General features: G+C 73.0%; 23 protein-coding genes. 8 read left to right on the top strand and 15 right to left on the bottom strand.

Going from position 1 to position 25,148, the window contains the following annotated elements; translation table 11 throughout:
- Positions 1 to 294: 294 nt before the first annotated feature.
- Positions 295 to 1,464, bottom strand: a complete 1,170-nt coding sequence (locus ACFQ8T_RS09635; RefSeq protein WP_430546317.1) for a mandelate racemase/muconate lactonizing enzyme family protein — start codon at positions 1,462 to 1,464, stop codon at positions 295 to 297.
- Between the two features lie 303 nt (positions 1,465 to 1,767).
- Here ACFQ8T_RS09635 and ACFQ8T_RS09630 point away from each other — a divergent pair, with 303 nt between their 5' ends.
- Positions 1,768 to 3,114: a GntP family permease gene (locus ACFQ8T_RS09630; protein ID WP_430546316.1), complete on the top strand. Its 1,347-nt coding sequence runs from the start codon at positions 1,768 to 1,770 to the stop codon at positions 3,112 to 3,114.
- 32 nt (positions 3,115 to 3,146) lie between these two features.
- On the opposite strand, the gene ACFQ8T_RS09625 is transcribed toward ACFQ8T_RS09630, so the two are convergent.
- Genes ACFQ8T_RS09625 through hpaD form a run of 3 tightly spaced genes read right to left on the bottom strand, consistent with a single transcriptional unit; the run spans position 3,147 to position 5,650 of the window.
- Positions 3,147 to 3,866 (bottom strand): FadR/GntR family transcriptional regulator, encoded by a 720-nt coding sequence (locus ACFQ8T_RS09625; RefSeq protein ID WP_430546315.1) that lies wholly within the window; start codon positions 3,864 to 3,866, stop codon positions 3,147 to 3,149.
- A 57-nt stretch (positions 3,867 to 3,923) separates the two neighbouring features.
- A complete protein-coding gene (locus tag ACFQ8T_RS09620) occupies positions 3,924 to 4,646 on the bottom strand; it encodes an aldolase/citrate lyase family protein (RefSeq protein ID WP_430546314.1) in 723 nt (240 codons plus the stop codon).
- Positions 4,646 to 5,650 carry a 3,4-dihydroxyphenylacetate 2,3-dioxygenase gene (hpaD, locus tag ACFQ8T_RS09615; protein ID WP_430546313.1) on the bottom strand — a complete coding sequence of 335 codons (1,005 nt, stop codon included), beginning with the start codon at positions 5,648 to 5,650 and terminating at the stop codon, positions 4,646 to 4,648. The genes ACFQ8T_RS09620 and hpaD overlap by 1 nt, the downstream gene beginning before the upstream one ends.
- Positions 5,651 to 5,752: 102 nt before the next feature.
- Here hpaD and ACFQ8T_RS09610 point away from each other — a divergent pair, with 102 nt between their 5' ends.
- Entirely contained in the window at positions 5,753 to 6,682 is a 930-nt protein-coding gene (locus ACFQ8T_RS09610) for a LysR family transcriptional regulator (RefSeq protein WP_430546312.1), read from the top strand.
- A 92-nt stretch (positions 6,683 to 6,774) separates the two neighbouring features.
- Positions 6,775 to 7,437, top strand: a complete 663-nt coding sequence (locus ACFQ8T_RS09605; RefSeq protein ID WP_430546311.1) for a GntR family transcriptional regulator — start codon at positions 6,775 to 6,777, stop codon at positions 7,435 to 7,437.
- A gap of 82 nt (positions 7,438 to 7,519) precedes the next feature.
- On the opposite strand, the gene ACFQ8T_RS09600 is transcribed toward ACFQ8T_RS09605, so the two are convergent.
- The 6 genes from ACFQ8T_RS09600 to ACFQ8T_RS09575 form a co-directional block, all read right to left on the bottom strand.
- The gene (locus tag ACFQ8T_RS09600) at positions 7,520 to 8,797 is read right to left on the bottom strand and encodes a DUF3500 domain-containing protein (RefSeq protein WP_430546310.1); all 1,278 of its coding nucleotides are present in this window, start codon (positions 8,795 to 8,797) and stop codon (positions 7,520 to 7,522) included.
- Positions 8,794 to 9,702, bottom strand: coding sequence for an ATP-binding cassette domain-containing protein (locus ACFQ8T_RS09595; protein WP_430546309.1), 909 nt, complete (start codon positions 9,700 to 9,702; stop codon positions 8,794 to 8,796). The genes ACFQ8T_RS09600 and ACFQ8T_RS09595 overlap by 4 nt, the downstream gene beginning before the upstream one ends.
- A complete protein-coding gene (locus tag ACFQ8T_RS09590) occupies positions 9,699 to 11,642 on the bottom strand; it encodes a dipeptide/oligopeptide/nickel ABC transporter permease/ATP-binding protein (RefSeq protein ID WP_430546308.1) in 1,944 nt (647 codons plus the stop codon). The genes ACFQ8T_RS09595 and ACFQ8T_RS09590 overlap by 4 nt, the downstream gene beginning before the upstream one ends.
- Entirely contained in the window at positions 11,639 to 12,583 is a 945-nt protein-coding gene (locus ACFQ8T_RS09585) for an ABC transporter permease (protein ID WP_430546307.1), read from the bottom strand. Before ACFQ8T_RS09585 ends, ACFQ8T_RS09590 begins: the two co-directional genes overlap by 4 nt.
- Position 12,584: 1 nt before the next feature.
- Positions 12,585 to 14,180, bottom strand: coding sequence for an ABC transporter substrate-binding protein (locus tag ACFQ8T_RS09580; protein ID WP_430546306.1), 1,596 nt, complete (start codon positions 14,178 to 14,180; stop codon positions 12,585 to 12,587).
- A 108-nt stretch (positions 14,181 to 14,288) separates the two neighbouring features.
- On the bottom strand, positions 14,289 to 15,335 hold the full coding sequence (locus tag ACFQ8T_RS09575) for an amidohydrolase family protein (protein WP_430546305.1): 1,047 nt from the start codon (positions 15,333 to 15,335) through the stop codon (positions 14,289 to 14,291).
- A 446-nt stretch (positions 15,336 to 15,781) separates the two neighbouring features.
- On the opposite strand from ACFQ8T_RS09575, the gene ACFQ8T_RS09570 reads away from it, so the two are divergent.
- The 5 genes from ACFQ8T_RS09570 to ACFQ8T_RS09550 are packed head-to-tail and all read left to right on the top strand — an operon-like array spanning position 15,782 to position 19,670.
- Entirely contained in the window at positions 15,782 to 16,540 is a 759-nt protein-coding gene (locus ACFQ8T_RS09570) for a dienelactone hydrolase family protein (protein WP_430546304.1), read from the top strand.
- Positions 16,541 to 16,581: 41 nt separating this feature from the next.
- Positions 16,582 to 17,877: an FAD-dependent monooxygenase gene (locus ACFQ8T_RS09565; RefSeq protein WP_430546303.1), complete on the top strand. Its 1,296-nt coding sequence runs from the start codon at positions 16,582 to 16,584 to the stop codon at positions 17,875 to 17,877.
- A 10-nt stretch (positions 17,878 to 17,887) separates the two neighbouring features.
- Positions 17,888 to 18,379, top strand: coding sequence for a YybH family protein (locus ACFQ8T_RS09560; RefSeq protein ID WP_430546302.1), 492 nt, complete (start codon positions 17,888 to 17,890; stop codon positions 18,377 to 18,379).
- Positions 18,376 to 19,257, top strand: coding sequence for a fumarylacetoacetate hydrolase family protein (locus tag ACFQ8T_RS09555; protein WP_430546301.1), 882 nt, complete (start codon positions 18,376 to 18,378; stop codon positions 19,255 to 19,257). The genes ACFQ8T_RS09560 and ACFQ8T_RS09555 overlap by 4 nt, the downstream gene beginning before the upstream one ends.
- Entirely contained in the window at positions 19,254 to 19,670 is a 417-nt protein-coding gene (locus ACFQ8T_RS09550) for a RidA family protein (protein ID WP_430546300.1), read from the top strand. Before ACFQ8T_RS09555 ends, ACFQ8T_RS09550 begins: the two co-directional genes overlap by 4 nt.
- A gap of 100 nt (positions 19,671 to 19,770) precedes the next feature.
- Here ACFQ8T_RS09550 and ACFQ8T_RS09545 read toward each other — a convergent pair whose 3' ends face one another.
- The 5 genes from ACFQ8T_RS09545 to ACFQ8T_RS09525 form a co-directional block, all read right to left on the bottom strand.
- Positions 19,771 to 20,937: an alpha/beta hydrolase gene (locus ACFQ8T_RS09545; RefSeq protein WP_430546299.1), complete on the bottom strand. Its 1,167-nt coding sequence runs from the start codon at positions 20,935 to 20,937 to the stop codon at positions 19,771 to 19,773.
- Positions 20,934 to 21,695 (bottom strand): heme ABC transporter ATP-binding protein, encoded by a 762-nt coding sequence (locus tag ACFQ8T_RS09540; protein ID WP_430546298.1) that lies wholly within the window; start codon positions 21,693 to 21,695, stop codon positions 20,934 to 20,936. The genes ACFQ8T_RS09545 and ACFQ8T_RS09540 overlap by 4 nt, the downstream gene beginning before the upstream one ends.
- Positions 21,692 to 22,738, bottom strand: coding sequence for a FecCD family ABC transporter permease (locus ACFQ8T_RS09535; protein WP_430546297.1), 1,047 nt, complete (start codon positions 22,736 to 22,738; stop codon positions 21,692 to 21,694). The genes ACFQ8T_RS09540 and ACFQ8T_RS09535 overlap by 4 nt, the downstream gene beginning before the upstream one ends.
- Positions 22,735 to 23,787: an ABC transporter substrate-binding protein gene (locus ACFQ8T_RS09530; protein WP_430546296.1), complete on the bottom strand. Its 1,053-nt coding sequence runs from the start codon at positions 23,785 to 23,787 to the stop codon at positions 22,735 to 22,737. The genes ACFQ8T_RS09535 and ACFQ8T_RS09530 overlap by 4 nt, the downstream gene beginning before the upstream one ends.
- Positions 23,788 to 24,052: 265 nt before the next feature.
- On the bottom strand, positions 24,053 to 25,117 hold the full coding sequence (locus tag ACFQ8T_RS09525) for a proline racemase family protein (RefSeq protein WP_430546295.1): 1,065 nt from the start codon (positions 25,115 to 25,117) through the stop codon (positions 24,053 to 24,055).
- Positions 25,118 to 25,148 lie beyond the last annotated feature (31 nt).

The raw sequence follows: 25,148 nt of genomic DNA, 5'->3' as shown, positions 1-25,148 counted from the left end.
GGTCGCCTCCTGTCGGTTCGGCCGGCGACAGCTACGACAGCGCCCTGCGAGGCGTTAGCTCCCTGCTCAGGTCGAGCACGCGTGCGAGAACGGCCCGGAGTCGGACAACAGAATCGCCGTCGGCCCGGCGGCGTGTGCCAGGGACGCTTCGTCGGGTGGGCGGTTCTCCGGCAGGCGATGGAGACCTGTGCTCCGCCCGCCTCGACGAGAGCGTTGGCCGCGCCGCTGCCGGCTCACCCACCCGTGCCGAGGGCGGCGCGGGTGGTGAGGTCGCGCGTGTTCGTCGTGCGCCTCTCACGCCGCCCGGTACCGCTCGACGACGTCCATGTTCACCTCGACGCCGAGCCCCGGCCCGGTGGGGACGGCGACATGACCGTGCTCGATCGTGAACGGCTCGGACAAGAGGTCGTCGCGTAGCGGGTTCCGGGTGCGGTCGAACTCGATGACGGGCTCGTTCTGCAGCGGCACCGGGCGGTAGGCGAACGGTGTGAGCGGAAGCGCCGCGCACACGTGGAGCCCGGCGCTCAGGGCGATGCCCGAGCCCCAGACGTGGGGAACGGTGCGCAGGTTGTGCGCCGACGCGAGTGCGGCGATCCGCTGCACCTCGGAGATCCCGCCTGCGACGCAGATGTCGGGCTGCACGATGTCGACGCAGCCGCCGGCGATGAAGTCCCGGAACCCGTAGCGGGTGTACTCGGCCTCGCCCCCGGCGACGGGAACGTCGACCGCAGCACGGACGCGGGCATAGCCGGCCCGGTCCTCCGGCGGCACGGGCTCCTCGAAGAGCTCGAACCCGGCGTCCTCCAGGACGCGTCCCATCGCAACCGCGGTGCTCGAGTTGTAGGCGTGGTTGGCGTCCGCGAGCAGGCCGAAGTCGTCGCCCAGCGCCTCGCGGACCGCTGCGACGCGACGCGCGTCCTCGCGGACTGGCAGCAGGCCGACCTTCATCTTGAGCATCGAGAACCCGGACTCGGCGTACCGGGTGACCTCGTCCTGCAGCGCGGGCAGATCGCGCGCTGCGTCGAGCTCCGTGTCCCGGTAGTAACCCCCGGTGCCGTAGGCTGGCACGTGCTCGCGGAACCGACCGCCCATGAGGGTCGACACGGGTACGCCCAGGCTCTTTCCAGCGATGTCCCACAGGGCGATGTCGATCGCGCTGATCGCCTCGATGTAGGTGCCCTTCTGCCCGAAGTCGCGCGTCGACGAGTAGAGGTGCTCCCAGACCACGCCGGGATCGGCAGTGGCCATCGCGAGGAGGCGGGGAGCGAGGACGGAGTCGATGCACTCCTTGACCGGCTCGGCGGGGCCGTACTGCCCGCCCTCCCCCCAGCCGACGACCCCGTCGGTGGTCGTGACGCGCACCAGCAGGCTGTTGCGCTCGGGGAACTCCGCCTGGGAGGAGTAGAACCGCTCGGCGCCCAGGGGCACCTTCAGCACGAACGTCTCGACCCGGTCGATCTTCATCTCACTCCTCCGTCCGACGGCAGTACGCCGCCGTGTGCGTCTCACGATCCCAGGACGATAGCAGGTCATCAGAGGAGTTGACGTTCGTGCCGCGGGGCCCGAACTGCCACAACCAGGCTTGAAATGCGTGGAATTGAGCGGGTTGACCGCAGTCGGCCAGCCCGTCTACGGTGCAGGTCATCTGAGGAGTCATCCAGGGTCCAATGGCGGATCGCCCGCACGCATCCATCGTCGCCCCGACCCTCAGGTCATCTTTCATCCCGGGACCGCACCGAGCGGTCCCCACCACGGAAGCAGGTGGCGATGGTGTCAGCAGCATGGCTGATCATCGACTTCGTTCTGGTCTTCGTGGCGATCGCGCTGCTGATCGTCAGGCTCAGGCTCAACCCGGCGCTCGCGCTGCTCCTTGGGACGATCGTCCTGGGGCTCACGACGGGCATGTCCTACGACGACGTCGTCACGGGGATCAACGAGGGCTTCGGCTCGCTGATGGCCGAGGTCGGCCTGCTGATCTCGCTCGGTGTGGTCATGGGCTTCCTCATGTCGAGCTATGGAGCCGTGCAGCGGATCGTGCAGGGCATCCTCAAGGTCTTCGGCAAGCGGGGATCGCCCTATGCTTTCGGCCTCACTCTGTCGACCGTGACGCCCGCCATCTACTTCGACGTGCTTCTCGTGATCGTCGCACCGATCGCCCGCCGGGTCGCTCGGATCACGGGCCGCCCCGTGGCGTCCCTCGCGGGCCCCGTCTCCATGGGGCTCGCGGCCGGGAACGCGCTGGTCATCCCCGGGGCCGCGATGCTCGCCTACCTCGGCACGCTCTCGCTCTCGCCGAGCGACATCCTCGTGCCAGGCTTCCTCGTCGCGATCCCTTCGGTCGCGCTGACCATCTTCCTGTACCTGGGGGCGATGGAGCGCCTGCGCTGGTGGAACCCTGCGCGTGACGAGGAGATCGTCGACGAGCGCCTGGAGCAGGAGGAGGCGGAGGCCGAGCCCGACGACTCGCACCTGCCGTCCATGGGTGCGGCCCTCGCGCCCGTGCTCGTCGTCCTCGTGCTCATCGTCGCCGCGATCGTCGCGCCCCTCGTGGGCATCGACAACGGTGTGATCGGCTTCCTCGGGAGTCCGGTCATCGCGCTGTTCGCGGGTGCGCTCACCGCCCTGGTCATCACGACGCGGAGGTCTGGGCTGACGGGGCAGTCGGATGTTGTGAACAAGGCGCTCGAGACCGTGGGCACGATCCTCGTCGTCACGGCCGTCTCGGGCTCTCTGGGCCAGATCATCGCGGGTACCGGGATGCAGGACGTGCTCTCGAACCTTTTCGAGGCGAACTCGACCTTGCCGCTCCTGGCCGTCTGGTTCATCGCCGCCGTCATGCGCATGGCCATCGGCGGCCAGACCGTCGCCGGGATCACCGCGATCAGCATCATCGCGCCCCTGGTCGACGGCCTTGGCCTCAGTCCCGTGCTCGTCGTTCTTGCAGCCGGTGCCGGCGGCATCTTCGGCGGCCAGTTCAGCGACAACGCGTTCTGGATGCTGCGGAGCCTCTTTGGCTTGTCCACGCGCGGCACGCTGAAGACGTACACGCTCGGTCAGTCGATGCTGTCGGTCGTGGCACTGGCCCTCGTCCTCGTCGCCGACATCTTCGTCTGAGCGGCGCGCTACGCAGTGCGGCCCCGCCCGACCTAGGCAGTCGTCCGGGGCCGTGCTGCGTCGTCGGCAGAGCGACGCAGCTCGCGCTGGACGGTGCGCACGTGCTCACGCGCCCGCTCGGCCGCGAGCTCGGGGTCCCGCTGTGCGAGTGCGTCGGCGATGCCGACGTGGTCAGTGTGGGCCCGTTCCAGGCGACCGGGGATCTCGATGACCTTGAGGGAGTACTCCTCGAACTGCGCGCCGAGGGACTCCCACATGTACTGCAGGAGCGGGTTGCCGCTGGCCTCGGCGATCTGGCGGTGGAACCGTGCGTCCAGGCGGACGAACTCCTCGTGCGTCACCTCCGGGTCGCCGGCAGCGGTGAGGAACGTGACCAGGAGCTCCCGGTGGTGGTCGGTGAGCCGGGCTGCCGCCAGCTCGGCTGCAGTGCCCTCGAGGGCGATCCGTACCTCGAACAGGTCGCTCATCGTGTAGCCGCCGCCGAGCGTGAGATCGAGGGGACCGGCGCTCTGCGGCTTGTCGTTGCGCACGAAGACACCGACACCGTGTGTGCTCTCCAGGTAGCCGGCGGCCTCGAGCGTGCGCACGGCCTCGCGCATCGAGCTGCGCCCGACGCCGAACAGCTGGGCGAGCTCCTTCTCTGCGGGGAGCTTCGTGCCGACCGGGTACTCGCCGGCCTGGATGCGGGCAGAGAGCTGGTCGGCGGCAGTGTCGGAGAGCTTGCGGCGTGGGACACGAACGTCGGATGTCACGGGTGCTGCTCCGTGCAGATCGGTGTGGAGGCGTCGACGGATGGCCGACGCCTCATGTTATCTGCAAGGCCCGCTGCCTAGCCCGACCCGTGCCGCGAGTGCGGCGGCGCCATGGGCGAGCATCGTCACGTCGGTCCCGACGACGACGAACGACGCGCCCGCCTCGCGGCAGGCCTCGGCGACGACGGGTTCCGACGCGTCGACGCCGACGACGCCTCCTGCCGCGCGCACCTCGCGGACCGTCCGGAGCACCTCGGTCACGACGTCCGGGTGAGCGTGACCAGGCCGCCCCAGGGCGGCGGCGAGGTCGGGCGCGTCGAGGAGGACGCCCGCCACGCCGTCCAGGGCGACGAGGTCGGCGACGGCCGCCGCGACGTCCGGAGTGCCGACCTGGACGAGCACCGTGCCGCGTCCGCCGGTCGCACGCCGTACGACGCCCGCGACCTGCTGCGCGCCGTCGACCGAGCCCACGGGGACGACGACGTCGCGGATGCCGCCGTCCAGCAGCGCGCGCAGCGTCGCGTCGTCGGCCGCCCGGACGAGCGTCGTCGCCGGGTATCCGCGGGTCGCGTGGACCTGCGCGAGCGCAGCCTCGACCGCCGGCCGGGTGCCGCGCGGGTCGTGCTCGGTGTCAGCGAGCAGCAGGTCGAGGCCGGAGTCCGCGCACGTCTCCGCGAGCAGCGGGCTGCCGCCGGCCAGCCAGAGCCCGGCGAGGGAGCGGCCGGCTTCCGCGACCGTGGCGGCGAGGCGGTCGGCGACGCCCAGGCCGTCGTCGCGCATCAGTGCAGGCCCAGGAAGGCCTCGAGGGTGGGCGGGGTGGCGTGCAGCAGCGGCTCGCGCACAGGTTCGCCCGGGAACTCGCTCGCCTCGAAGAACCAGCGCTCGGAGGCCGGCATGCCCCACTGCTGCGCGCGGCGCGGGTCGCTCACGTCCCAGCGGATCGCCTCGCTCTCCAGGTCGATGAACTGGTAGTGCGTGGTGAACAGCTCGATGCGGTGCTGGTCGGGGTCGCGCACGTAGAGGAACAGGGCGTTGCTGATGCCGTGCCGCCCGGGTCCGCGGTCGATCTCGTGGCCGAGGCCGAGCGAGCCGGTGACGTCGGCGGCGTGGATGAGCGACGTCGCGTCGGGCACCGTGTAGGCGAAGTGGTGCAGGCGCGGACCGCGGCCGTTGGTGAACACCAGGTCGTGGGTGTTGCCCTTCACCTCCATCCAGGTGCCCCAGAGCTCGTCGGTGCCGTCCTCGCGGTACTGGCCGGTGTACTCCGACGTCCGCATGCCGAGGCCGGTCCAGAACTCTGTGGCCGTGCGCACGTCGTGGGTGACGGCCTGGAAGTGGTCGAGGCGCTGCGGGGCCCCGGCGCGGAAGTCGTGGAAGTCCGCCATCTTGCGCGGCACCAGGTCCATCGACGACGTGAGCTCGACGTGCGTGCCGACCGCGTCGCGGAAGCGCAGCGTGGGCCCCTGGTGCGGGCGCTCGAGACGTTCGTGCTCGACGCCGGTCGCGGCGAAGTGCCGCTCGGCGGCGGAGATGTCGGCGTCGGTGCGCACGCGCAGGCCCAGGCACACGGCCTTCGCCTCGGCGGCCTGTTCGAGCACGAGGCTGTGGTGCGCATCCTCCTCGAGGCCGCGGAGGTAGACGGCGTCGCCGGTCTCCGCGGTGACGACGAGGCCGATGACGTCGCGGTAGAAGTCGCGGCTCGCGGCGAGGTCCGTGACGGCCAGCACGACGTGGCCGGCGCGCGTCAGGGTGAACGGGGGAGCGGGGGTCGTAGTCGGGAGCATGCCTCCGAGTCTCGTGACGCTGACCCGTCCGCGGAACTACCGATGTCCTCTCACTCCCATACATCAGGAGTATGACGGGGCGGCACGACTACCATTGAGGCTATGGAACTGCGTCACCTGCGGTACTTCACCGCGGTCGTGGAGGCCGGGTCGATCACGGCCGCGGCGGCGCGTCTGCACCTGTCGCAGCCGCCGCTGAGCGTCGCGATCTCGAAGCTCGAGGCGGACGTCGGCGTGCCGCTGCTGGTGCGGACCCCGCGCGGCGTCGAGCCCACGAGCGCGGGCCGCTACCTGCTCGACGCGGCGTCACGCGTGCTGGGGGAGGTGGACGACATCGTCGCGGCGCTGGGCCGGTTCGGCGCGGGCATCGCAGGCTCGCTCACCGTGGCCGCCGTGCCGGTGCTCATGTGGCACCGGCTGCCCGCGCTGGTGCGGGCGCACGCCGCGGCGGCCCCCGACGTCGAGGTGCGACTCGTCGACCCGCCGCCGTGGACGGCGATCGACATGGTTCAGCAGCGCACCGTCGACGTCGCGGCCGTGATGGTCGCCGACCCGCGGCGGTTCGTCGCCCGCCACCGCGGCGTGCTCGACGTCGTCGACTGGGGCGAGGTGCCGCTCGTCGCGGCGCTGCCGCCGGACACGTCCGACGCCGGCGCCGAGGGCGAGGCGCTCCCGCTGCGCGCGTTCGACGGCGAGCTCCTGCTGCTGCCGCGCCGTACCGCCGCCGTCCCCAGTCTCCCCGAGGCGGTGGAGGCGGCGCTGCGCCGGTGGGGGGTGACGCCGTCATCGATCCGCACGGTGGAGACGATCCAGTCGGGGATCCCGCTCGTCGAGGCCGGCGTGGCCCGGGCGATCCTGCCGGACCCCGACCGCGCGAGCCTCGCGCGGTTCGACCTCACCGTGCGCCCGATCGAGCCCGAGCCCACGGGCCTGCGCGCGCTGGTGCTCACGAGGCCCGGCGCCGCCGCGCGCGACCCCAAGGTGGCACGCTTGCTGGAAACCATCCGCGGAACCCTGCCGGATCCTGTGTGATCTCCGATATGATTCCCGGGACGACTGACGACGGGGCGGTCCGCCCGCGCGACGACGCGACGGGGCACCGCCGACCCACCGAGGAGGCACCTGTGGCCGTGGCCGTGAGCAAGGCCGAGCAGTGCTACGAGATCCTGCGCAAGGGGATCATGGAAGGCACGTTCGCGCCCGGGCACCGGCTGGTGATCGACCAGCTCGTGCGCGACTACGGCATCAGTTCCGTGCCCTGGCGCGAGGCGGTGCGCCGGTTGGAGGCCGAGGGCTGGGTCGACATCGTGCGGAACGCCGGCGCCGTCGTGAAGACGTTCGACACCGGGTCGTGGGAGCGCACCATGCAGCTGCTCGCACGGCTCGAGGGCTACGCCACCGCACTCTCGGCCCCGAACCTCTCGCCCGAGGACCTGGAGCGCGCCCGCACCCTCAACAAGGAGATGGCGGCCGCTCTGGCGAACTTCGAGCCCGCCCGGTTCGGCGCGCTCAACCGAGAGTTCCACCAGCTGCTGTGCTCCCGCTGCGACGACGAACGCCTCGCCGGCCTGGTCGAGGACGAGTGGACGCGGCTCGAGCTCATCCGCCGCTCCGCGTTCTGGTACGCGCCGGGCCGGGCGCACGCGTCGCTCGCGGAGCACGACGGCCTCGTCGACCTCATCGAGGGCGGCGCCGACCCCGACATGATCGAGACCGCCGCCCGCCGCCACGAGCTCAACACCGTGACGGCCATCGCCGAGCACGAGGCGCAGCTGGCCGAGTCCTGAGACGCGAGATCGAGGTACCCGACGCGAGGTCGACCCACCGTGGGTCGACCTCGCGACGGGTACCTCGATCTCGGCGGGACGCTCAGCCGGCGTGCTGCGTGACGTACGCGCGGCCGTAGTCGTTGCCGTGCGGGATGCGCAGCGTGGTGTGCACGTGGAAGCGCGCGGGGAGCTGGTTGCTCAGCCAGACACCGGCGTGGTGGTCCAGCTCCGTGAGCGCGACGGGGCTGTGCACGCGCAGGTAGAAGGGTTGCGTCCCGTCCGTCGCGCCGTACCAGGACACGAAGGTCTCGGCGCGGTGCGCGTCGACGCCGGCCATCGTCAGCTCCCGCTGCGGCGCGGCGAGCAGCAGGAAGGCGTCCTCGACGATCGCGCGGAGCGTGGCCCACTGGTCGTCGGTCAGGGCGTCGGCGCGCAGGCCCTCGTACGGCACGACGCGGTTGTCGCGGAAGGCGCCGGCGACGTGCCGCTCGTCCGCGGGGTGCAGCCGGCCCTCGGGCATCGCCGGGTCCAGCACGGAGGCGTAGACGACGGCCTCGGCACGCTGGTCCGCCGTCCACGACGCCGCCAGCTCCAGCGCGAGCCGCTGGCGCACCGCGAACAACGGGGGGCGGGCGCCGTCGGACTCCGCGGGCTCGGCGCCGAGGAACACCGGCGCGACGACGTGCCGTCCCGCCACGGACACGAAGCTCACGGCCACGTGATGGCCGAACAGCTGCCAGCCCCACGCGCCGTCGGGCGAGGGCTCGCCGAACAGCGCCACCCAGTAGCTGCGCTCGTTCATGAGGTCGGGCAGGCCCACGAGGTCGCCGAGGAACGCATTGAGGCCCATCGCCTCGCGGACGCGCGCGTACCCCTCGGAGCTGAGCGACGCTGCCACCATCGCGAGGGCGGCGTCCGCCGTCTCGGGGGAGAGCTCCTCCAGCCGCAGCCCCGTGCGGTGGATGACGAACTCCGGGTTGCTCCATGCTCGCCACTCGCGGGCGTCGACCGCGTGCGAGACGGCGTGCCGCTGTCCGTCGTCGAGCAGGCCCAGGAACCGTCGCGCGGCCGCGGAGGGCGCGGGGTCGACGTCGGCCACGGGCTCGAGGCGGTGCACGTCGCGGACCGTGCCGTCGGTGGTGATCCCGACGAACGGCTCGTCGTACAGCGCGCGCCACGACGCCAGCAGCTCCTGCACGAAGCCGGGCTCCCGCTTGCGGGCCGAGAACTGCTCGTAGCCGAGGCCGCGCCACTGTGCGAGCACGGGGTCGTCGAGGTCGTACAGGTGGTCGCGGTAGCTCTCCGTGCCGAACGTGGGCGCGCCGCCGCCGGTCGTGATGCGGGCGGTGGAGAAGAAGTCGTCGAGCTGCTCGGTCATGCCGCCTCCTGGGCTGTCGCGGCCCGGGCTGTCGCGGCGCGCCGCGCGGCGCGCTCGGCGCGGCGCTCCTCCCGGCCCTCAGGGTGGGACGCGGGGCTCGCCGCGAGCAGGGACCGGGTGTACTCGTGCTGCGGGTGGTCGAGCACCCGCCACGTCTCGCCCTGCTCCACGAGCTCACCGCCGCGCAGCACGCCCACGCGGTGCGCGACGTGCCGCACGACGCCGAGGTCGTGCGTGATGAACAGGTAGCTGACGCCGCTCGACGCCTGCAGGTCGGTGAGCAGCGCGAGGATCTGGGCCTGCGTGGACAGGTCGAGGGCGCTGACCGCCTCGTCGCACACCACGAGCCGCGGCCCGAGCACCAGGGCCCGCGCGATGGCGACGCGTTGCAGCTGTCCGCCGGACATCTGGGACGGGTACCGGGTCAGGTGCTCCGTCGTGAGGCCCACCTGCTCGAACGCCTTGGCGGCCCGACGGCGCCGCTCGTCCCGGTCGCCGAGCCCGTGCCGGGCCAGCGTCTCGGTGAGCGCCCGGCCCGCCCGGTGTCGTGGGTTCAGCGACGCGGCCGGGTCCTGGTAGACGGCCTGGACGTCGCGCCGGTAGGCGAGCGGGGTGCGCCGTCCGAGCGCGGCGACGTCCTGGCCGTCGACGAGGATCGTGCCGCCGCTGACGTCCGCCAGCCGCAGGATCGCGCGGCCGGTGGTGCTCTTGCCCGAGCCGGACTCGCCGACGAGCCCGTACGTCTCGCCCGGCGCGATGGTGAAGCTGACACCCTTGACGACGGTGAGGGTGCGCCGGCGCCACCCGGCCGCGCCGGCGACGTCGTAGTCCACGCGCAGGTTGCGGACGTCGAGCAGGGGAGCGTCGCCCTGGGCCGTGCCGGTCGTGCCGGTCGTGGCGGTCATGCGGTCACCTCCGCGTCGTGGTGGATGTCGTGGTGCGTGTCGTGGTGCGTGGTGCCGGCGTCAGCCGTCGGGTGCGCGGCGAGCAGCGCCGCCGTGTACGTCTGCTGGGGGCGGTCGAAGAGGTCGACGACGCCCGCGACCTCGACGAGCTCGCCGCGGTAGAGCACGGCCACGCGGTCGCAGGTCTCCGCGGCCACGCCCAGGTCGTGCGTGATGTTGACGATCGCCATGTCGAGGCGGTCGCGCAGGTCCAGCACGAGGTCGAGCACCTGGCTCTGCGTCGTGACGTCGAGGGCCGACGTCGCCTCGTCGAGGATGAGCAGGTCCGGCTCGCCGGCCAGCGCGATGGCGATGGCGACGCGCTGCGCCATGCCGCCGGAGAACTGGTACGGGTACTGGTCGAGGCGGCGCTGCACGTCGTTCACGCCGACGAGGTCGAGCAGCTCGGCCGCCCGCGCCCGCGCGTCGCGCTTCGACAGCGGGTGGTGGGCGCGCAGCACGTCGATGAGCTGACGACCCACCGTGTGCACGGGGGAGAGGTTGGCCTGCGGGTTCTGCAGCACGACGCCGAGCCCGGTGCCGCGCACCGCGCGCAGCTCGCGCTCCGAGCAGCCCGCCAGCTCGGTGCCGTTCAGCCGGACCGAGCCCTCCGCGAGGCGCACGCCCGGCGGCAGCAGCCCCAGCACCGCCTTCGCGAGCATCGACTTGCCCGAGCCCGACTCGCCCAGCAGGCCGAGGATCTCGCCGCGCCCCACCCGGAGGGACACGTCGTGCACCAGCGTGACGGCGGTCCCGTCCGGGCGGTCCGCGACGATCGTCGCGCTGCGCACGTCGAGCACCGCGTCCGCGGGGCCCGTCGTGCCGTCGTCGGGCGTGGCGACGGACGAGGCAGCCGCCGGCGAGGTGTCGCCGGGCCCTGCACCGGGCACCGCTCCGGGCACTGTGCTGCGCTCCGCGGTCTGACCGGCCGCTCCCGCGGCGCGGACCTCCGCGAGCGTGGGCGACGCGGGCGGCCGCAGCCGGCCGAGCAGCGCGGTGCGCCGACGGCCGGTGGTCCGGCGGCCGGACAGCGCGTCGTTGATGCCGTCGCCGAGCAGGTTGAACGCCAGCACGGTGAGGAGGATCGCGAGGCCGGGGGCGACCGCCATCAGCGGGCGGTCGGCCTGGTGCTCGGCGGCGACGCCGAGCATGCCGCCCCAGGACGGCTGGTCGTCGCCCAGCCCGAGGCCGAGGAACGACAGCGCCGCCTCGACCTTGATCGCCGAGCCGAGGAAGACGGCGGCCTGAACGGCGAGCGGGCCGGCGAGGTTGGGCAGCACCTGGCCGAACACGATCTGTCGCTCGCGCAGCCCGGACACGTGCGCCGACTCGACGTAGAGCTTCTTGCGCTCGGTGAGCGTGATGGCCCGCGTCATGCGGGCGAAGTTCATGCAGAACACCAGCCCGATCGCGAGCACCAGCACGGCCATGCCGCGGCCCAGGATCGCGATGACGACGAAGCCGACCATGAGGCCGGGCAGGGCGTCGGCGATGTCGAGCCCGCGCGAGCCGATCCGGTCGTACCAGCCGCCCTTGTACCCGAGCACGAGGCCGATCGGTACACCGATGAGCATCGCGACGAGCACGGAGCCGCCGGCCACGACCAGCGCGGTACGGGCGCCGTAGATCAGCTGGCTCAGCAGGTCCTGGCCGAGGTCGGCGGTGCCCAGCGGATGCTCCGCCGTCGGGCCGGACAGGGGCGCGTCGAAATCGGTGGCCTCCGGCGCGAACGGGGCGAGCAGCGGCGCCGCGACCGCGACGATTAGGAGGACGGCGACCACGACGACGGCGAACAGCGTGGACGGCTGGCGGCGCAGCCGGTGCCACGCCTGGGCGACGCCGCGCGCCTGCGCACCGGCGGGGGACCGGTCGGCGGGGTCGAGGATGACGGCGTTGCTCACTGGGGCCTCGCTTGCGGGTTGATGAGTCCGTAGCAGATGTCGATCACGAGGTTGACGACGATCACGAGCGTCGCGGTCACGAGCACCACGCCCTGCACGACGGGGAAGTCCTGCCCGATGACGCTGGTGAGCATGAGGCTGCCGAGGCCGGGCAGGGCGAACACCTTCTCGACGACGAAGCTCACGCCGATGAGGATGGCGAAGGTGACTCCCGTCGACGCCAGGACGGGCACGAGGGCGTTCTTCACGCCGTAGCGGGCGATCTGCGTGCGGCGGGGCACGCCCGCCGCGGTGAGGGTGTCCGCGTACGGGGCCGACATCGAGGTGACCATCGCGGCCCGCGTCTGACGGGCGATGATCGCGCCGCCCGTGACGCCGAGGGCGAGCGACGGCAGCACCAGGCCGCGGAGCCACGCGAGCGGGTCCGCCGTGAGGGGCGTCCACGCGACGATCGGCACCCAGCCGAGCTGCACCGCGAAGAGGGACGTGAGGAGCAGCCCGAGCCAGAACTCGGGGATCGCGAGCCCGAGCACCGTGCCGCCCGTGACCAGCCGGTCGGCGAGGGTGCTGGGGCGGGTGCCCGTGAACACCCCGGCGCCCACCCCCAGCACCAGTGCCACGACGATGCCGCCCGCCACGACCGACAGCGTCGCCGGGAGGCGCTGCGCGAGCAGGTCGGTCACCGGCATCCCCGCGCGGAACGACGTCCCCAGGTCCCCGGTGAGCAGCGCGCCGAACCACTCGACGAACCGTTCCAGGGGCGGCCGGTCGAGGCCCAGCTGGGCCTCGACGTGGGCGATCGCCTCGGGGGTCGCGGACGTGCCGAGCATCGCGGCGGCGGGGCTGCCGGGCACGAGGTATGTCAGCGAGAACACCAGGATCGAGATGACCAGGAGCTGCGGGACGGCGAACAGCAGCCGGTAGGCGACGAGCTTGCCCATGTCAGCTCGCCGGGCGCAGCGCGCGGTAGTTCACGAGGTTGGTCTCCCACGGCTGCGTGGGCGCCTCGACGTCCGTCACGGTCGTCGTGTTCCAGGCGAGCAGCTCCTCCCCGGCCACGTGGGCGCAGGTCAGGGCCTCGTCGGAGATGATCTTCGTGACCTTCGCCCACAGGGCGTCCGCCTCGTCGCCGGTGCCGGCCGCGATGGCGGCGTCGGCGGCGGCCTTGAGCTCGTCGCTCTCGACGCCGGACGGGTTGCCCGGTGCGTCGGCGGAGAACCACGCCTTGTACCAGTCGAAGGGCGTCAGCTCGTCGTTGCCGCCGAGCCCGAGCGGGTACTTGCCGCTGTTCCACTCGGAGAAGTACTGGGGCGGCGGCGCGCTCTGCACGGTGACCTTCATGCCGATCTCGCCCATCTGCTCGGCGTAGATCTTCATCTGGTTCTCGTTGAACACGGTCGCGAGCATGTCGGCGTCGACGGGCGGGCTGCCGGCCGAGTCGTACAGCTCCTGCGCGTTCGCGGCGTCATGCGTGTACCCGGCGATGTCCGGGTTGTAGCCCTGCTCGCCCTCGGAGAAGTGCTGGGTGCGGACGGTCCAGTCGGGTTCGAGCTTGGCCAGCACCTCGGTGTCGATGGCGGTGCACGCGGCCTGGCGCACGGCGACGTCCTCGAACATCCCGCCCGGACCGCGGTCGAAGAAGATCGGGTTGTTGCGGATGGCGGGGTACGACAGGCGGTCGACGCCGGGCGTGCCGTCCAGGGTGGTGAACTGGTTGGTCTCGGTGTCGGTGAGGTCGATCTCCCCGTTGCCCAGCGCCGCCGAGGCCGCGTTGTCCTCCGGGATCGCGACCAGCTGCACCGTCTCGAAGCCCACCGGGTCGCCCCAGTAGTCGTCGGCGGGGCCGAAGACGAGCCGCGTGCCGGGCACGGACGCCGCCTCGTCGTAGGCCCACGGGCCCGTCCCGACGGGGACCTGCGCGATGGTGCCCGCCTCGATCGCGGTCGGGCTCGCCATCGGCGCCGCCCGGGTGGTCAGCGTGGTGAGCAGCGACGGCGTCGGCTCGCTGAGGTTGAGCCTCACGGTCTGCGGGTCGACGACGTCGATCGACGAGATCACCTGGAACGGGCCGGCGTACGGCCCGGGGGTGCTCTGGACCGTCTCGAGGTTGACCTTGACGGCCTCGGCGTCGAACGGCGTGCCGTCGTGGAACGTGACGTCGTCGCGCAGGGTGAGCGTGAGCGCGTCGTCGGTCTGCTCCCACTCCGTGGCGAGGACGGGCTCGATCTCGCCGTCCGCGCCGAGCGCGACCAGGTTCTCGTAGGGGATGCGCAGGAAGCCGGCCTCCATCTCGGCGCCCGGGGCCCAGCTCTCGGGGAAGCCGCCCCAGTTCACTCGCAGGACGGATCCGGGCACAGGGCCAGAGCCGGCGTTCGCCGCGGTGGAGGCGCCGGGGTCCTCGGCCGCGCCGCCGGAGGTGCAGGCGCTGAGGCCCAGCGCGAGGATCGCCGCGGTGGCCAGGCCCCGCACGAGGAAGCCGGGCTTCGGCAGGGACGTCGGCGTGGTCGTCACCGTGGACTTCGGCGTGAACATCGACATGGTGGGGGCGCCTCCTTGCGCCGGCATGCACGGTTCGAGGGGAGGCCGAGGCGGGGGCACCGGCGCTCGCGCCGGGCCCCGCTCGGGCGGGTCAGTCAGGCTGTCGGGTCAGATGGGGAGGTTGAACAGGCGGGCGGCGTTGCCTGCCAGAACGAGCTCGCGCTCGGCGTCGGTGATCTCCAGCTCGTTCTTGACGAACTCGACGCCCTGGCTCATCCAGCCGTAGAACACGGGGAACGAGGATCCGAACAGGTAGTGGTCGGCGCCGCCGATCGCGATGGCCGCCTCCACCTGCTGCTTGCCCCACGAGTGGGGGTGGGTCATGTCGAAGAAGAGGTTGTTGTCGAGGTAGCTTTGGATCTTGTCGCCGCCCGTCGGGTCGAGGCGGGTGAGCGACTCCGCCTTGTTCGACGCGTGCGGCATGAGGAGCGCCTGGTTCGCGAACCAGTTGCCGCCGAACATGGTGTGGATGAAGCGCAGCCCGGGCATGCGGTCGAACATGCCGCTGAACAGCTCGCGCCCGACGGCGGTGGCCTGGTCGACGATGCGCCCGTACTCGCGGCGCAGGTTGGTGTAGTCGACGACCGACCGCCACTCGACCGGCAGGGGGGTGTGGTGCGCGATGACGGGGATGTCGAGCTTCTCGATCTCGCGCAGGTAGGGCTCGAAGACCGGGTCGTCCAGGTACAGCTGCCCGTAGTGGCAGGCGAGCTGGACGCCGACGGCGCCGAGGTCGATGCAGCGCTTGAGCTCGTCGATGTTCTCCTTGCCGCCCCACGGCGGCACGCAGGCGGTGAAGAACAGCCGCCCGTTCGACCGCTTGACGATGTCGGCGGCGTTGTCGTTGACGGCCTTGCAGGTCTCGAGGTCGAGCCACTCCTGCCAGACGGGCACGCGCATGACGCCGTAGTCCACGCCGGCGTCGTCCATCGCGGCGAGCTTCGCCTCGGCGGAGTAGTCGCCCTCGACGTAGTTGAGGTTCTGGTGGCCGGCGGGCTTCTCCAGGATGAGGTGCTTCTTGCCGCTGGCCATCGTCTCGACGCGGGCGATCTCCCCGAAACCGCGCGGGGCGCTGTTCAGGAAGCCGCCCAGGATCTTCTCGTTGGTGAAGAGGTCCTCGGGCAGGTGGTGGATGTTGATGTCGACGACGGTCATGTCGCTGGCTGCTCCCGTCTTGCGGTCGTTCCCTGAAGCACATCGGCGTGCGACCCGCACCGGCGCGGTGGGCTCTTGCGTTCAGGAGGATCGCACGCCGCTCGCAGCATCGCGGGCGTCGTGCCTGTGGTACTCATGAGCGACCCGACCGAGCGCCAGATCGTGTGAGAAATCATATGCAGATCGGTCCGGATGGATCAACCCCCTGACGCATGGACGCGCCGGGTGAAGGTCGCAGGATGCCCGGGTTGACGCCGCTGATGCGGAGAAATCTCGTCGGGGCACCCCTGGATCCAGACTCTTCGTCGCCGTTCCACACTTGAAATCGTGTAGGAAGTGTTCCTACGATCGGCGCACGCTTCACCGTCGAGCGAGGGACCCGCACCGCAGCGGGCCGTCCGCCTCCTCGACGCCTCCCGGACGACGAAGCCCCAGGAAGGCATCCCATGAACGACCTGACCGCACGCGACGTCGAGTACGGCCACGACGGCACCCGCATGCTCGGCGCGCTGCGCGCGCCCGCCGGCGTGCGGGGCGCGCCAGGCGTGCTGCTCCTGCACGACGCCTTCGGCCTGAGCGACGACATGCTCGCGATCGCCGAGCGGCTGGCGGGGGTGGGGTTCGCCGTCCTCGCCGCAGACGTCTGGGGAGAGCGGGCCCGACCGCGCACGCAGGACGAGATCGGCGCGCTGATCGGCGCCATGGTCGCGGACCGTCCGCGCTGGGCGGCGCGCGTCGCGGCCGCCCACGCGGCCGCGGCCGAGCAGCCCGAGATCGACGACGACGCGATCGTCGCGCTCGGGTACTGCTTCGGCGGTTCCTCGGCGCTCGAGCACCTGCGCACGGGCGGAGCCGTCCGCGGCGTCGTGAGCGTGCACCCGGGCCTGGACCTGCTCGACGCCGACGCCGGCTGGGGCGCGTGCGACCCCACCGCCCGGGTGCTGCTGTGCACCGGGGACCAGGACCCCATGGCCACCGCCGCGCAGCGCGACTCCTTGCAGCGGGCCATGACCGGCGCGGGCCTCGACTGGGAGACCGACCTCTACAGCGGCACCCGGCACGCCTTCACCAGCCCGCACGCCCGGTTCTCCCCGACGCCCGAGGCGGTCGCGTACCACCCGCGCAACGCGGAGCGCGCCTGGGACGCCACGACCCGCTTCCTGCGCGAGCTCGCGCGCGACCTGAGCCCCGCCGTCGTCGGCTGACGCCGCGGCCCCGAACCACCCCACCAGAGACGAGGACGTCCATGCCAGACCCCCAGCTCGACATCGCCATCGTCGGCGCCGGCCCCGCGGGCCTGGCCGCCGCGCTGCGGCTGCACCAGCGCGGGTTCCGCCCGCGCATCTACGAGACCGTGGCGCAGCTCCGGCCGCTCGGCGTCGGCATCGACGTCAAGGTGTACGGCACCAAGGAGCTCGAGGAGCTCGGCCTGCTCGAGGAGTTCCGGGCCATCTCCGTCGACGCGCGCGACTCGATCTTCTACAACAACCACGGCCAGGAGATCTACGCCGAACGCTGCGGCGTGCACATGGGCTACCTGCACGAGCAGCGGTTCGTGCATCGCGGCTACCTCCAGATGCTGCTGTACCGCACGGTGCTCGACCGCCTCGGCGCGGACTCCGTGGTGCAGGGCGTGCGCACCCTCGGCTACACGCAGGACGGCGACGGCGTCACGCTCGACGTCGAGCACGCGGACGGCACGCGCGGCCAGGTCCGCGCCGACGTCGTGGTGGCCGCGGACGGCATCAACTCCGTGGTGCGGCGGCAGATGCACCCCGCGAGCGCCGAGCCGCACTACTCCGGGATCACCATGTACCGCGGCACCACACTCATGGAGCCGTACCGCGACGGGCACACCATCCTGCACATCGGCGCCCCGCAGATCGCGACGATGATCGTGTACCCGATCGCCGACGACTTCGAGGGCACGGGCAAGACGCTCGTGAACTGGGTGGTGGAGCGCGAGCGCGACGAGACCGTCGAGGACTGGAACGCCGTCGGCGACGTCGCCGAGATCGTGCCGCTGTTCGACACCGTGAAGCTGCCTTTCCTCGACGTGCAGCAGATGCTGCGCGACGCCCGCGAGGTATACCTGTTCCCGCTGATCCGGCACGACCCGCTGGAGTCCTGGACCGACGGCCGCGTCGTGCTGGTCGGCGACGCCGCCCACGCCATGTACCCGCGCGGCGGCAACGGCGCCTGCCAGGCGATCGTCGACGGCGCCGTGCTCGCGGAGAAGCTCGCCACGATCGACGACCCCGCCGCCGCGCTGAAGGCCTTCGAGGCCGAGCGCCTGCTCAAGGTCAACGGCATGGTCATGGCGCACCGCGGCGAGGGGTACGAGGTGATCCGCCGCATGGTCGCCGACCGCACGAACTGCGAGCCGTTCGAGGACATCGAGACCGTGCTGCCGCTGGCCGAGGCCGACGAGATCTTCAGCAAGTACCACGCGATGGTCGGCCAGCCGCGTCCCGGCTTCGAGGCCGGCGAGACCACCGGCTTCCGCACCGAGCACGCGCTGACCGCTGTTCGACAGGCCTGAGGAGGAGAGCATGGGCCAGCAGCCCTACCCCGTGACCAGTCCCGTGACCGTGCCCGACGCCGCGACCCGTGCGGAGATCCTCGCGCTCGAGGAGCGTCGTCGCGACGCCCTTGTCGCGGGGGACGTCGACGCCCTGGACGCGATGTTCGACGACTCCCTCGTGCACGTGCACGCCCCCGGCCTGGTGCACACGAAGGCGCAGCTGTTGGAGCACGTCGCCACGCGGCGCGCGTACGTCGACGTCGTGCGCGACGACCTGCTGGTGCGCCTCGTCGGGGACGTCGGCGTTGTCACCGGGCGCATCGTCAACCACATGCGCGGACCGGACGGCGCCCCGCGAGTGCTCGCGGGCGTCGTCACGCAGGTCGTCGTGCGCGGCGACGACGGCGCCTGGCGGTTCGTCAGCTTCCAGATGACGCCCGACGGCGAGCAGGTGTGGGGCGCGCTGCCGTCGGAGCAGCAGGCACGCGCCGAGGACACGAAGGACGGGAACGAGAGATGAAGCTTGCACGGTTCCGGGTCGGTGACGGCCCCGTCCGCCTGGGGCGGGTGGACGGCGACGTCACCGACGCCGCCTCGCTCACGGTCACCGACGTCTCCGACGTCGCCGGCACGTCGCTGCGCGCGATCCTGCCGGACCTCGGCGCCGGGCGGGAGGCGGTCGCCCGGGCCTCGGGGGAGACGTACGCCCTGTCCGGCGTCGTGCTGGAGGCGCCGGTCGACGACCCGCAGAAGTACCTCGGCATCGGCATGAACTACGCCGCGCACGCCGAGGAGGCGCGGCAGGCCGGCATCCCGGTGCCCACCAGCCAGCTGTGGTTCAACAAGCAGGTCTCGTGCATCGTCGGGCCGCGCGCCGGCATCGTGAAGCCCGACGTCTCCGACGAGCTGGACTACGAGATCGAGCTCGCCGTCGTCATCGGGAAGCGGTGCAAGCACGTCGCCGCCGCCGACGCGCGGTCCGTGATCGCGGGGTACATGGTGGCGAACGACGTGTCGGTACGGGACTGGCTGCAGAAGCGGTCGCCCACGTTCACGCTGGGCAAGTCGTTCGACACGCACGGCCCGCTCGGCCCGTGGCTGACCACCGACGACGAGGTGCACGACCCCCTCGACCTGGGGATGCGCCTCACCGTGAACGGCGAGGTGCGCCAGGACTGGCGCACCGACGACATGATCGACGACGTCTACGAGCAGATCGCCTACCTCACGCAGGTGATGACGCTCGAGCCGGGCGACGTGCTGGCCACCGGCACGCCGTCGGGGATCGGCGCGCCGACCGGGAGGTTCCTCAAGGTCGGCGACGTCGTGCGCGCGGAGATCGAAGGCCTCGGGGCGCTCGAGAACGCCATCGTCCCCGAGCCGGATCAGGCGGGATGACCGTGGGCCGCCGCACGACCGTGGACGTGCCGGGGTTCGCGCACGCGAATCCGGTGCCGGTGGCGAGCCGGGTCGGCCCGTTCCTCGCCACCGGCGCGCTGACCGGGCGGGACCCGGGCACGCGGGAGATGCCGGATGGCCTCGACGCGCAGTGTGCGAACGTCTTCCGGCACGTGCGCGCCGTGCTCGCCGCAGCGGGCGGCGGCCCGGGCGACGTCCTCAAGCTGACGGTGCATCTCGTCGACCCCGGCGACCGCGAGGCGCTCAACCGCGAGTGGACGGCCCTGTTCCCGGACCCGGCGGACCGTCCGGCCCGGCAGGTCGTGGCCGCCACCCTCGGCGGCGGCGCGCTGGTGCACGTCGACCTGCTTGCTGTGCTTGAGGAAACCCGGGGCGGGGGTCGGGTCGGCTGACCGACGTGGCCGCCTGCGACGTGCTCCCCTGCGACGTCGCGACGATGACGGCTCGACGGACGTCACGGTCTCAGGAACGTCAGCTGCCCGGGGGCCGGGCTCAGGCGAGCAGGGCGGCCGTCGCCTCCACCGTGCGGGGCACCCACCACGCCCAGTCGTGGCCTCCGGTCACGACCTGCGACGACACGTCCGCGCCACGGAGCACGAGGGCGCGGGCCAGCTCCTCGGACGCCGCGGCGCCCTCGTACCGCCCCGCCTGCAGGCGCAGCCGCACCCGCGGTGCGACGCGGGCCAGCGGCTCCACCAACGCACCGGGCGGGTAGCGCCACAGTGACGGCGACTGCGCGACCGCGGCGCCCACGACGTCGGGGAAGCGCGCCGCGGCGAACAGCGCCGAGAGCCCGCCGAAGCTCGAGCCCGCGACGACGACGCGGCGCGGATCGGCCTCGATCCGGCGTCCGCCCACGCCTTCGCGTCGCAGCCGCGGCACCAGTCGCTCGCCCACCCACCGGGCGACCCCGCCGGGCACGCCGAGCACCCGGGCGCGGTCGGGCCCCGAGGCCACCATCACCACCGCGACCGGCGGCAGCGCACCCGCGGCCGCGGCGTCCGCGAGCACGCGCGCTGTGCCGAGCCGCTCCGCGTGCGCCTCGCCGTCGAGCAGTATCAGAAGCGGCAGCGGCTCCCCGGCGGGGCGCTCAGGTACCCACCACCAGGCGCGCGGCTCGTCGGCTCGGGTCGCCAGGCGTGGCGGGACGGCGGAGACGTCGCCGAACCCCGCCAGCCAGGGCCGCTTGCCGGCTCCTGGCAGCCACAGGACCGAGCTCGCCAGGCCTCGACCGGCGCCGTGGCCGTGCGGGTTGTGGGGGTCCGTCCGGCCCGGTGCGCCGGGGTCGCGCAGGCCACGCGCCCACCAGCCGGGATCCTGCCGCCCGTCGTGGCCGCCGTCGTGCACCAGGAAGCGGTAGCTCGCCTCCCAGTCGTCCGGGACGTCGAACGTGCCCTGCCACCAGCCGTCCGGGCGGGGCGCGAAGTCGCAGACGTCCGGGCGCTGCGGCTGCCACCACCCGCTCGCGGCCAGCGCCACGGCCCGCGCCTCGGGGGCGTGCAGCCGGAACGTGACGTGAGCCCGCCCGCCCGGGCGCAGCACGACGTCCGGGCTGCGCCGGTCCCGGGGCGCCGCCGGCGGCTCGGGTGCGCGGAGCACCTCGACCGTCGTGCGCCCGGCGGGCCGGGGGAGCGGTGCCCAGCCCTCCCAGTCGGTCATACCGGCACCACCAGCGGCAGGCCCGACACGGGGTGGTCGAGCACGCAGACCTTCTGCCCGTACACCTCGGCGACCCGCTCCTCGGTGATGACGGCGCGCGGGTCGCCGTCGGCGACCAGGCGGCCGCCGTGGAACACGGCGACACGGTCGGCGTACCGGGCGGCGAGCGTGAGGTCGTGCAGCACGACGACGACGCACGCGCCCGCGTCGGCGAGCCGCCGCGACGTGCGCATCACCGCCTCCTGGTGGCGCAGGTCGAGGGCGGCGGTCGGTTCGTCGAGCAGCACCAGCGGCGTCTCCTGCGCCAAGACCCGCGCGAAGACCGTTCGGGCCAGCTCGCCGCCCGACAGCGTGGTGGCGTCCCGCCCCGCCAGGGCCTCGAGGTCGGCGGCGGCCAGGGCGGCGTCGACCGCCGTGTCGTCGCGGTCCGACGCGCGGTGCGGGATGCGGCCCATCGCGACGATCTCGCGGACGCTGAAGGCGAACCGCACGTCGTGCTGCTGCACCATGACCGACCGCTGCCGCGCGAGGTCGGCGGCGCGCCACTCCTGCGGCGCGCGGCCGGCGACGAGCAAGCGGCCCCACGTCGGCGCCCGGTCCCCGGAGACGAGGCCGAGCATCGTCGACTTGCCCGCGCCGTTGGGGCCGACGAGCGCCACGACGCTGCCCGCGTGCAGCTCCAGGGACACGTCGTCGAGCAGGGTGTGCTCGCCGACGCGGAACCCCACGCCTTGCGCCTGGACGACCGGTGCGCTCATGCTCCGACCCCCGGCCGCTCGCGCAGCACGAGCCACAGGAAGAACGGCGCGCCGAGCGCCGAGGTGAACAGCCCGATCGGCACCTCCGACGGCGGCGCGACGGTGCGCGCGGCGGTGTCGGCGAGCACGATGAGCAGGCCGCCCACCAGCGCGGACATCGGGATCAGCGCGCGGTGCGCGGGCCCGAACGCCATCCGTACGATGTGCGGCACCACGAGCCCGACGAACCCGATGATCCCCGCGAACGCCACGGTGACGGCGGTGAGCAGCGCCGTCACGACGACCAGCACCGCCCGCGCGCGCGTCACGTCGAGCCCTAGGTGCCGGGCCTGTCGCTCGCCGAGGGTGAGCATGTCGAGGCGCTGGTGCATGGCGACCAGCACGGCGACGCCGGCCACCACGACGACGGCCCCGATCGCGAGCTCCGTCCAGTCCACGGAGGCGAGGGACCCCATCTGCCAGAAGACGATGTCCCGGAGCTGGTCGTCGTCGGCCATGAAGGTGCAGAACCCGGTGACCGACGCGCACGCCGCACCCACCGCGATGCCGACCAGCAGCAGGCGGGACGTGCCGGTGCCGCGGCCGGGGCGCGCGAGCGCGTAGATGAGGGCCGTGGCGAGCAGGCCGCCGGCGAACGCCGCGGCGGGCACCACCCAGGTGGAGCCCGCCGCGGGCAGCGCCACGATCGCCAGCACCGCCCCGGCGGACGCGCCGCCGCTCACGCCGATGACCCCCGGGTCGGCCAGCGGGTTGTTGAACAGGCTCTGCAGCGCCGCGCCCGACGCCGCGAGGGCCGCCCCGGCCAGCGCGCCGAACAGCACGCGCGGCATGCGCAGGTCCATGACGACCGTCGTGGCGAGGCGCTCGCCGCCGTCGCCCGCGCCGAGGAGCTCGTGGGCGACGACGGCGAGCACGTCGCGCGGCGCGAGCCCGATCGGGCCGATGCCGATCGAGAGCACGACGGCGACGAGCAGCAGCACGCCGCCACCGACGACGCCGGCAACGAGCGGCGCCCGGCGGACGGCCCCGGTGCGGAGGCTCACTCCGCCGTCTCGGCGAGCGCCTGCGCGAGGGCCAGGGCGCCGGCGCCGGAGGCCGGGCCGCTCACCTTGATCTGGTCGTCCGGCATGACGATCACGCGGTTCGACTGGCCGGCGGGGGTGTCGAGCAGGGTCGGGAACGCCGCGGCGAAGCCCTCGAGCCCGCCCCACTCCTCGAGGTCGGCGGTGCCGAGCAGCAGCACGTCGGGCTCCGTGGAGAGCAGGCCCTCGTCGCTGTAGTCGCGCGAGAACCCGCGCAGCTTCGCCTCGACGCCCACGCTGGTCACGCCCAGCGCCTCGGCGACGTCGGCCCCGGCGGTGCCCGTGCCGACGACGGCGTTCGCGCCGCCCGCGCCGGACGACGTCACCTGGAGGACGCGCAGGTCGCCGAGCCCGGCGGCGGTCTCGGACGCCTCGGCGAGCTGCGCGTCGACGTCGGCGGCGAGCTCCTCGCCCGCCTCGTCGACGCCGAGGTAGGACGCGACGGCGCGGATCTTGTCGCCGGTGCTCTGCTGGTCGTCGACGACCACGGCGTCGACGCCGGCCTTGCGGAACTGCTCCGCGACGTCGCCGTGACGGGCGGTGTTGTTGCCGATGAACAGGGTGCCGTCGAGCGAGAGCAGGCCCTCGGTGCCGGTCTCCTGGCTGAACTCGTACTGCTCCGGCGCGGAGAGGGAGATCTCCGACGCGCTGTTGGTCGGGGCCGCGTAGACCAGGTCGGCCAGCCCGAGGCCGCCGAGGATCTCCGCGACGTCGTCGCCGCCCACGATGATCTTGCTCGCGTCGCTCACGGTGACCTCCGTGCCGGTGCCGTCCACCACGTCCACGGGGAGCGCGGGCTCGGCCTCGACCGACGGCACGTCCGACCCTGCCGCGAAGGTCCAGCCGTCGGGCAGGTTCTCCGGGGCCGCGGCGTCCGCGGCGACGTCGGCCGAGGCGGCGGCGTCGGGCACGCCCTCGGAGGTGCCGGCGCCGTCCGACGAGCAGGCGGCGAGGCCGAGCGCCAACGCGGCGATGGCGAGGGACGGGACGAGGCGGGACCGGGTGCGCACAGAGGCTCCAGGTGGACAGGCCGGGGCGAACCGCGGCATCGACTAAGGCAAGGCAACCCTAATCAGTTGCTCGATGGTCGCGTAAGCCTCCGGCGAGTGGGGTGGTTCACACCTCTGCGTCATCTCACGGGTCGTGCCGTGCACGCGTGCGGGCGCCACGGCCTGCTTCGGAATGGGTGAGCGGCGGCTGATCCAGGCGAGGACGTGGTCGGCGACGGCGTCCGGGTCGCCGACCCTGAGAAGGACGGCGGCGCGTCGCGCCCGGTCAGCGCAGCACGAACCCGGGAATCAGCGTGTCGTCGGGGTCGACCTCGAACACCGACGTGGCGACGTGGTGCGCGGTGCCGCTGACGACCGGGACGACGGCGTCGCGGCCGTGGTCGGTCACGTGCTCCAGGACGCGGGCGCGGAACCGGGTGCCGACGATCGAGTCGTGGACGAGCACCTGGTCGTCGCCCAGCCGCCCCGTGGCGGCGAGGACGGCGACCCGCGCCGCCGTGCCGGACCCGCACGGGGAGCGGTCGACCTGGCCGTCGGCGAAGATCGTCACGTTCCGCTGGTGCGGGCCCCCGTCGGGCGACGTGCCGAGGTCGTCGACGACGATCGTCCCGTACAGGCCGCTCAGCCGGGAGTCGGACGGGTGCTCGAGGCGGGGGTCGCCGGCGAGAGCGGCCTTGACCTCACGGCCGAGGGCGATGATCTCGCCCAGGTTCTCGGGCGCCACCGTGAGGCCCGCGCTCGCGGCGTCGACGCACGCGTACAGAGCGCCGCCCCAGGCGAGGTCGGCACGGATCTCGCCGCGGCTCGTGGCCACGGGCACGTCGGCGGCGAACAACGCGCTCGGCACGTTCACGAAGTCGACCTCGTGCACGCGGCCGTCCTCACCGGTGCGCACGCGGGCGGTCACCCGCCCGGACGGCACGTCGATCACCACGTCGGTCGTCCCGGACGGGTCGGCGGGCACCAGGCCGGAGCGCACGGCCCACGCGCCGAGCGCGATGGTCCCGTGGCCGCACGCCGTGGAGAACCCGTCCTTGTGCCAGAACAGGACGCCGAGGTGCGCGCCCTCGTCGTCCGGCGGGGTGACGAAGCCGCCGTACATGTCGGCGTGGCCGCGCGGCTCGAAGCACAGCAGGCGGCGCAGCCCGTCGACGTCCGGGTCGTCGATCGCGCGCCGGCGACGCTCGGCGACGGTCGCGCCGGGGATCGGCACGGGCGGCGCCGGCACGATGCGGAACGGCTCGCCCGCCGTGTGGTAGTCGATCGTCCGCACCGGCCTCACGATCCGAGGCCGTTCGTCGGTCGCCGCGGTGCCGCTCTGGTCGGTCATGCGCGGGACCCTACGGCACCCCGACGCCGCG

Source organism: Isoptericola sp. NPDC056618 (genome assembly GCF_042792715.1).
Lineage (GTDB): Bacteria > Actinomycetota > Actinomycetes > Actinomycetales > Cellulomonadaceae > Isoptericola > Isoptericola nanjingensis.
The sequence above is the reverse complement of the archived record's forward strand: the minus strand, read 5'-3'. Positions and strand labels throughout refer to the sequence as shown.